The following is an 8,075-nucleotide window of genomic DNA, read 5'->3' as shown; positions in this document are numbered from 1 at the left end:
GATCAAACTCTTCAATTAAAAGCTTGATTTGCTTCAACTCGTGAAGCGATGCTCGAAAATTAACTTTCGTAATAATTCATTCGCATGAATTACTGCTTGGTCACTCTTCAAGACTTGATATTTTTTTTGCTACCGAAGTAGCTGGATATCGTCTTGTGAGTGCCCACACAGATTGTCTGATAAATTGTTAAAGAGCAGTGAGTTACGCGCTTTCGCTTGCTAACTCGAGGAGGCGTATACTACGCGATTCCCCTGAAGAGTCAACCTTTATTTCGGTGTTTTCACCGGGTTGGTCTTCCTGGCTGGGTGACTTGGTTCTCGTTAGAGGAGTCGTTGTTCCCGGTCAGTGGAGGCGCATTATAGGGAGTTCTCAGAAGGGCGCAACCCCTAAATTCAAAAAACTTTTCAAGCGCGGCTTTTTTCGGCAAAACGCTGTCTTGTTCGTCGTTTTTGCCACTTTTTCCCGAAAACAGCCGTAAAAGCTGGCGCTCCCTGGCGTAAAATGAAAGATAACAATGCAGTTAAAGGAACCGCAGCCATGCAATTCGATGCTCAACAACAGGCCGCACAGCGTAATCTTTCTTATCTGCTGGCAGAAAAGCTCGGCCAACAGATCCTGGCCGGTGAATATCAAGCCGGCAGCATCCTGCCAGGCGAGATGGATTTGGCAGAACAGTTTGGCGTCAGCCGCACTGCGGTACGTGAAGCGGTAAAAATGCTGGCGGCCAAAGGCATGCTGCTACCGCGCCCCCGCATCGGCACCAGGGTCATGCCGCAAAGCCAATGGAACTTCCTCGATCAGGATCTGCTGACCTGGTGGATGACCAGGGAGAACTTCGACCAGGTCATGCAGCATTTCCTTATCCTACGCACGTCGCTGGAACCTCAGGCCTGTTCATTGGCAGCCATCAACGCCACCCCGGAGCAAAAGGCGCAATTGGTCACGCTGATGGCAGAAATGCAGGCGCTACACGTGGATTTTGACCGCGAACGCTGGATTGAAGTCGATACCCAGTACCATCAGCTGATCTATGAAGCCAGCGCCAATCCGTTTCTCACCTCGTTTGCCAACCTGTTCAGCTCGGTATATCAAAGCTATTTCCGGGCGATCACCGGTAATGAAGTGATTAAGCTGCAACACCATCAGGCCATTGTGGATGCCATAGTCGCCAGTGACAGCACCGCAGCCCTCATAGCATGCCAAACATTGTTGCAGGGGAATGCGTAAACTCCGCAGCTATATATAGAAGGAAAATGGGATCACGATGACAAAATCTGCACGCAGCATGGCAGGGTTGCCTTGGATCGCCGCGATGGCGTTCTTTATGCAGGCGTTGGATGCCACTATTCTCAATACCGCCTTACCGGCGATAGCACACAGCCTCGATCGTTCTCCCTTGGCGATGCAGTCGGCGGTGATCAGTTACACCCTGACGGTTGCGATGCTAATCCCTGTGAGTGGCTGGCTGGCCGATCGCTTCGGTACCCGGCGGGTGTTTATTATCGCCGTATCCCTGTTTACCTTTGGCTCGCTATTGTGTGCCTTGTCCCCAACGCTGAGTTTCCTGGTCGCCTCACGTATTTTGCAGGGGATTGGCGGCGCGATGATGATGCCGGTAGCACGCCTTGCCCTGTTGCGGGCTTATCCGCGTAGTGAGCTGTTGCCGGTACTGAACTTTGTCACCATGCCTGGCCTGGTTGGACCAATAATGGGGCCACTGCTTGGCGGCTGGCTGGTTACTTACGCCACCTGGCATTGGATCTTCCTGATTAACATCCCGATAGGCTTGCTCGGCATCGTCTACGCCCGTAAATATATGCCAGACTTCACCACGCCAAAGCGGCCGTTTGATTTCATCGGTTTTATGCTGTTTGGCCTTAGCCTGGTACTCATCTCCACCGGCCTGGAGCTGTTTGGCGAGCAGGTGCTGGCCAATTACATTTCTCTGGGGGTGTTCCTGAGCGGCTTTGTGATGCTGTTTGGCTATATCATTCACGCCCGCCGCCACGCTCAGCCGCTGATTGGGCTGGATTTGTTCAAGACCCGCACCTTTTCCGTCGGCATTGCCGGTAACGTGGCCTCGCGGCTGGGGACCGGCTGCGTTCCCTTTCTGATGCCGTTGATGCTGCAGGTGGCCTTTGGCTATTCGGCGATCGTCGCCGGTTGCATGATGGCCCCGACGGCGGTGGGTTCTCTGATGGCCAAGTCTACCGTTACCCAGGTGTTGCGCTGGTTCGGCTATCGTAAGACGTTGGTGGGTATCACTATCATTATCGGCGTGTTGATTGCGCAGTTCTCACTGCAAAGCCCAGGCATGCCGCTGTGGCTGATGATTTTGCCGCTGTTTGTTCTAGGGATGGCGATGTCGACGCAGTTTACCGCCATGAATACCATCAGCCTGGCAGATCTGAACGATGGCAACGCCAGTTCCGGCAATAGCGTACTGGCAGTAACGCAGCAGTTGTCTATCAGCTTTGGCGTGGCGATCAGCGCCGCCGTGTTGCGCTTCTATGGCTCGATGGAGATCGGCACCATGATCGATCAGTTCCACTACACCTTTATTACCATGGGGATAGTGACCGTCGCTTCGGCCTTCGTCTTTATGCTGTTAAGAAGAAAAGACGGCAATAACCTGATCACCGGCAAAGAGAAACCACGCAAAGAAGCGAAGGCGAGCCGTTAGCGGTAACCGACGGAGTCTCTCTCCACCAACTCTGGCGTCAGCACCAGGATCTGGGCATCACGTTCGGGGTTTTGCAGGCGGTTGATGAGCGCATCGATCGCCAGCTCCCCCAATGAATCTTTGGGCTGATGAATGGTGCTGAGCGGTGGGGCCAGATATTTGGCCAGTTCGATATCGTCGTAACCCATCACAGCCATATCCTTTGGCACCACCAGCCCGGCCTGATACAGCGCCTGATAAACGCCGACGGCGACGGCATCGTTGCCGGCAAACACCGCATGAGGAGGCTCGGTCAAAGCCAGCAGTTGCTTCATGGCATGCACGCCCCCTTCAAACTCAAAGTCGCAATACACCTCATAGCCCGGCAGGATTTCAAGACCGGCACGCTTCATGGCGCGGCGATAGCCTTCCAAACGATGCCGCGCGGTGGTTTTATCCAGCGGCCCGGCGATACAGGCGATTTGGCGATAACCGCGAGCGATCAGATGATCGGTAGCCATTTCCCCCCCCAGCAACGAGTTATCCTGAATGATATCGTTGGCCCCTTCGAACGGCGACCAGTCCATCATCACGATCGGCAAAGAGGGGTAGCGGCTCAGTGCATCCTGCGAAGGGCGGTGGTTTTCGGTACACATCACCAGCAGGCCATCCACCCGCTTTTGCAGCAGCGTTTCCATGCTGCTATTCATACGCGCCACATCTTCCTCTGTGTTGCACAGGATCAGGCTGTAGCCACGCTCGTAGCAGCTGCGTTCCACGCCGCGCACCACTTCGGCATAAAACGGGTTATTACTGGAGGTCACCAGCATACCAATGGTACGCGTCGTATTGAGTTTCAGGCTACGCGCCAGTGCGGAAGGGGCATAGTTAAGCTGTTCCACGGCCACCATGACTTTGTCACGCACGCTGTCGCTGACAAAGCGATTGTTATTGATCACGTGCGAGACCGTCGAGGTTGAAACACCCGCCAGGCGGGCGACATCTTTCATGGTAGCCAAAGCGTTATCCCTGTTGCTGCAAGAAGGCGTCAATCTCTTCACGCCATGGCACAGAAGGCTGTGCACCGGGCCGGGTAACGGCAATGGCCGCCGCCGCATGGGCGAAACGCACCGCATCGCTCATCACTTTGCCTTCGAGCAAAGCAGTAACCAAGGCACCGTTGAACGTATCACCGGCCGCGATGGTATCTACCGCCTTGACCTTAAAGCCCGGTACCAGTTTGCCCTTGCCGTTTTCACTCAACCACACGCCGCGGCTTCCGAGGGTAATAATCACGCAGCCGATGCCTTTATCATGCAGGATGTTGGCGGCACGTTCGGCGTCAGCGTCATTATTCACCGCGATACCGGTCAGCCGCTGGGCTTCGGTTTCGTTCGGAGTGATCATGTCGATCATGGCTAGCAGTTCGTCAGGCAGCTCACAGGCCGGAGCCGGGTTGAGGATCACCTGGGTTTGGTGCTGCTTGGCCAGTTTGGCGGCGGCAATCACCGTTTCCAGCGGTGACTCAAGCTGCATCAATAACGCATCGGCATCGATCACCCGTTGCCGATAGCGGTTGAGATAATCGGGAGTGACCGCCGCGTTGGCACCGGCATCGATACCAATCACGTTCTCGCCTTCGGCATTGACGAAAATCAGCGCCACGCCGGTGGTGCTGTCGGCGATAGCTTCAATCGGTTGGGTATCAATGCGATCGGTTGCCAGCTGTTGGCGAATACGTTCACCAATATCGTCTGCGCCTACGCAGGCAATAAAGGCGATATCCGCACCGCTGCGCCCGGCAGCCACCGCCTGGTTAGCCCCTTTGCCACCAAAGGCGACCTTATACTGCTGGCCGATCACCGTTTCGCCCGGCTGGGGAAACTGGTTGATATTGAGGATATGGTCGGCATTGATGCTGCCCAAAACCACCAGCTTTGCTGTTTCCATCACAGGGATCCCTTAAATTGCGCGCCATCGTCACGCCCCGTTCCGATGGCGCTGGAGATGACTTACTTGGTAACCAGTTTCAAATCAACCGGGATAGTCGCCGGTACTTTCTCGCCTTTCAAGATCTTATCAGCCGTTTCTACGCCAATCACACCGATCTGATCCGGACGCTGTGCCACGGTGGCAGCCAGTTTACCGCCTTCAACCGCTTTCACGCCGTCTGCGGTGCCGTCAAAGCCAACCACGATGACATCTGTTTTACCGGCTGTTTGCAATGCACGCAGCGCGCCCAGAGCCATTTCATCGTTCTGTGCAAACACTGCTTGCACGTCTGGATGCGCGGTCAGTAGGTTCTGCATGACGTTCAGACCCTTGGTACGATCGAAGTCCGCCGGCTGGCTGGCCAGCAGTTTAAACTTGTTCTGCTCCAGTGACTGTTGGAAACCTTCACCACGTTCACGGGCAGCAGATGTCCCGGCAATGCCTTCCAGCTGGATCACTTTAGCGTCAGCACCGGCTTTCTGGGCAATAAAGTCACCGGCCATTTTACCGCCCACGCGGTTGTCGGAAGCGATATGGCTAACCACTTCGCCTTTCGCTGCCATACGGTCGAGCGTAATGACTGGGATCTTGGCCTGGTTGGCCATCTTGATGGCGTTACCTACCGCGTCAGAGTCGGTTGGGTTAATCAGCAGCAGTTTCGGGTTCTGCACCATCAGATCCTGCACGTTGGCCAACTCTTTCGCCGGGTTGTTCTGGGAATCCAGTACCACCAGGTTATAACCCAGCTTGTTGGCTTCCAACTGCGCCCCCTCTTTCATCGAAACAAAGAACGGGTTGTTGAGCGTAGAAACCACCAGCGCGATGGTGTCTTTTGCCAGGGCGTTAGCACTCAGGGTGGCGGTTAACGCGATGGCCGAAACTAAGGTTGCCAGTTTTTTCATTTTCATGGTCGTGATTCCTGTAGGGGAGAGGTTACTTGTTACTTTTGTTGTCTACCAGAACCGCCAGCAGAATAACGGCTGCTTTCACGATCATTTGGTAGTAGGAAGAAACACCCAGTAAATTCAAACCGTTGTTCAGGAAGCCAAGGATCAGCGCCCCGATCAGGGTACCGACGATGCGCCCTTTACCCCCAGCCAGGCTGGTTCCACCCAGCACCACCGCGGCGATGGCATCCAGCTCATAGCCGGTACCCGCAGTAGGTTGCGCAGAGGACAGGCGCGCCACTTCAATGACCCCAGCCAGTGCCGCCAGCAGGCCGCACAGGGAGTAAACGATGATTTTAACCCTATCGACGCTGATACCGGAAAGGCGGGTAGCCGCTTCGTTGCCGCCCAGCGCATAAATATAGCGGCCAAGACGGGTGTGATGCAGCATATACCAGGCGGCGATAAACACGATGGCCATGATCCAGATCGGAGTAGGAATGCCCAACGGGCGGCCAATCCCAAACCAGCCGAAGGTGTCGGCAACGTCAGTAAAACCGGTATTGACCGGGCTACCGTTGGTGTACACCATGGTCACGCCGCGCAGTAACAGCATCATCACCAGGGTGGCAATAAATGCCTGAACCTTGCCTTTGGCAACGATAATCCCGGTGCAGGCCCCTACGGCAGCCCCCAACGCCAGCGCAGCTGCCACAGCCACTACCGCATTGACTTCAAATCCGACAATCGAAGCGGCTACCGCCCCGGTCAGCGCCAACAGCGATCCGACCGACAAATCGATGCCGGAAGTCAGGATCACCAACGTCATACCGACCGCCATGATGGCGTTCACCGAGGTTTGCTGCAGAATATTGAACAGGTTATTAACGGTGAAGAAATTCGGGCTCATCGAAGACACCACGGCAATCAGCACCAGCAGGGCAATCAGCGATTTCTGCTCCAACAGCCACTCTTTACTGAACCAGCGCTTAGCTGCGACACTTTGTGAACTCATATCTGATTACTCCTGCTTTACGCCGTATTGCTTGCCGACGGCTGCTGCCATCAGCACTTCCTGGGTGGCCTGTTCAATCGGGAATTCGCCGCTGAGGTGGCCTTCGTGCATCACCAGGATGCGGTCGCTCATGCCCAGCACCTCCGGCATTTCCGAAGACACCAGAATGATGCTCAGCCCTTCCTGCTTGAACTGGTTGATTAACTGATAGATCTCTTTTTTGGCCCCGACGTCGACGCCACGGGTCGGTTCGTCGAGGATCAGCACCTTTGGCCGGGTCATCAAGCCACGGGCAATCGCCACTTTTTGCTGATTGCCGCCGGAAAGCAGGCCAATCGGTTGCTCCATCGACGGCGTTTTAATATTGAACAGGCGGATAAAATCGCTGACGGCGATCTGCTCGTCGGCATGTTTCAGGCCACCCCCTGCACGGCTGAAGTAGCGCAGCGCGGTCAGCGACATGTTTTCCTTCACCGACATCCCCAGCACCAGACCATCACGTTTACGGTCTTCGGAGATATAGACAATACCGTTAGCCAGGCCGTCCTGAGGAGTACGAGTGACCACTTCATGGCCATCCAGGTTCACGGTGCCGCTTTTACGCGGCGCCGCACCGTACAGGATCTTCATCAGTTCGGTACGTCCAGCCCCCATCAGGCCAGCCACACCCAATATCTCACCGCGGTATAAAGTAAAGCTGACGTCATGCACGCCAGGGCCGGAAACGTGGCTCACCTGCAGGCGTTTTTCACCACGCGGCAGGTTCAGGCGTGGATACTGCTCTTCCAGCTTGCGGCCCACCATCATTTCAATCAGCGAATCTTCATTCAGTTCGGCAACCGGCCGCTCGGCAATAAATTGCCCGTCACGGAATACGGTCACATCGTCGCAGATTTCGAAGATCTCTTTCAGCCGGTGGGAGATATAAACAATGCCGCGGCCTTCGGCTTTCAGCTCGTTGATCACTTTAAACAGCGAGGCGGTTTCGGTATCGGTCAGGGCATCGGTCGGCTCATCCATGATGATCACTTTGGATTCAAAGCTCAGCACCTTGGCAATTTCCACCATTTGCTGATCGCCAATCGACAATTCCCCCACCAGCCGGTGGCTGCTGTAACGCAGGTTCAAACGCGCCAGCAGTTTGTCCGCTTCGGCATACATGCGTTTCCAGTCGATACGGCCAAAGCGGTTAACGAATTCGCGGCCAAGAAAGATGTTCTCGGCAATAGTCAGCTGCGGGATCAGGTTCAGTTCCTGGTGGATGATGCCGATCCCCGCTTCCTGCGAATCCTTCGGCCCGTTGAAGGCCACTTCCTTGCCGAGGAAATATTGGCTGCCCGCATCTTTGTTGTAGATACCGGTCAGCACTTTCATCATGGTGGACTTGCCGGCACCGTTTTCCCCCACCAGCGCCATCACCCTGCCGGGATAAACGCTCAGGGCGGCCCCAGAAAGCGCCTTCACGCCGGGAAAGGCCTTATCGATCCCTTTCAGTTGCAGTAAAGGTTGCATAGGCGC

The 8,075-nt window shown here is 55.3% G+C and carries 7 protein-coding genes; 2 read left to right on the top strand and 5 right to left on the bottom strand.

Annotation, left to right across the window (positions count from 1 at the left end; genetic code table 11):
- Positions 1 to 538 precede the first annotated feature (538 nt).
- Complete coding sequence (locus tag ACMV5I_RS07320) at positions 539 to 1,228, top strand: FadR/GntR family transcriptional regulator (protein WP_414824013.1); 690 nt, start codon at positions 539 to 541, stop codon at positions 1,226 to 1,228.
- 37 nt (positions 1,229 to 1,265) lie between these two features.
- Complete coding sequence (mdtD, locus tag ACMV5I_RS07315; protein ID WP_121608271.1) at positions 1,266 to 2,684, top strand: multidrug transporter subunit MdtD; 1,419 nt, start codon at positions 1,266 to 1,268, stop codon at positions 2,682 to 2,684.
- Here the strand turns inward: mdtD and rbsR are convergent.
- The 5 genes from rbsR to rbsA all read right to left on the bottom strand — a co-directional run bounded on the left by rbsR (position 2,681) and on the right by rbsA (position 8,069).
- The gene (gene rbsR / locus ACMV5I_RS07310; RefSeq protein ID WP_414824011.1) at positions 2,681 to 3,682 is read right to left on the bottom strand and encodes a ribose operon transcriptional repressor RbsR; all 1,002 of its coding nucleotides are present in this window, start codon (positions 3,680 to 3,682) and stop codon (positions 2,681 to 2,683) included. The genes mdtD and rbsR overlap by 4 nt on opposite strands.
- 4 nt (positions 3,683 to 3,686) lie before the next feature.
- Positions 3,687 to 4,613: a ribokinase gene (gene rbsK / locus ACMV5I_RS07305; RefSeq protein WP_024484668.1), complete on the bottom strand. Its 927-nt coding sequence runs from the start codon at positions 4,611 to 4,613 to the stop codon at positions 3,687 to 3,689.
- A 62-nt stretch (positions 4,614 to 4,675) separates the two neighbouring features.
- Positions 4,676 to 5,563 (bottom strand): ribose ABC transporter substrate-binding protein RbsB, encoded by an 888-nt coding sequence (rbsB, locus tag ACMV5I_RS07300; RefSeq protein ID WP_024484669.1) that lies wholly within the window; start codon positions 5,561 to 5,563, stop codon positions 4,676 to 4,678.
- Positions 5,564 to 5,588: 25 nt separating this feature from the next.
- On the bottom strand, positions 5,589 to 6,557 hold the full coding sequence (gene rbsC, locus ACMV5I_RS07295) for a ribose ABC transporter permease (RefSeq protein ID WP_121608269.1): 969 nt from the start codon (positions 6,555 to 6,557) through the stop codon (positions 5,589 to 5,591).
- A gap of 6 nt (positions 6,558 to 6,563) precedes the next feature.
- Positions 6,564 to 8,069: a ribose ABC transporter ATP-binding protein RbsA gene (gene rbsA, locus ACMV5I_RS07290; RefSeq protein ID WP_021181446.1), complete on the bottom strand. Its 1,506-nt coding sequence runs from the start codon at positions 8,067 to 8,069 to the stop codon at positions 6,564 to 6,566.
- Between the last annotated feature and the right edge of the window lie 6 nt (positions 8,070 to 8,075).

It is taken from the genome of Serratia sp. T13T92 (assembly GCF_047530105.1).
In the GTDB taxonomy this organism is placed as follows: domain Bacteria; phylum Pseudomonadota; class Gammaproteobacteria; order Enterobacterales; family Enterobacteriaceae; genus Chania; species Chania fonticola.
The sequence above is the reverse complement of the archived record's forward strand: the minus strand, read 5'-3'. Positions and strand labels throughout refer to the sequence as shown.

Excerpts from the sequence above, each read along its gene's own strand:
- ACMV5I_RS07320 (WP_414824013.1), top strand. The coding sequence starts at position 539 with ATGCAATTCGATGCTCAACAACAGGCCGCACAGCGTAATCTTTCTTAT.
- mdtD (WP_121608271.1), top strand. The coding sequence starts at position 1,266 with ATGACAAAATCTGCACGCAGCATGGCAGGGTTGCCTTGGATCGCCGCG.
- rbsK (WP_024484668.1), bottom strand. The coding sequence starts at position 4,613 with ATGGAAACAGCAAAGCTGGTGGTTTTGGGCAGCATCAATGCCGACCAT.
- rbsB (WP_024484669.1), bottom strand. The coding sequence starts at position 5,563 with ATGAAAATGAAAAAACTGGCAACCTTAGTTTCGGCCATCGCGTTAACC.
- rbsC (WP_121608269.1), bottom strand. The coding sequence starts at position 6,557 with ATGAGTTCACAAAGTGTCGCAGCTAAGCGCTGGTTCAGTAAAGAGTGG.
- rbsA (WP_021181446.1), bottom strand. The coding sequence starts at position 8,069 with ATGCAACCTTTACTGCAACTGAAAGGGATCGATAAGGCCTTTCCCGGC.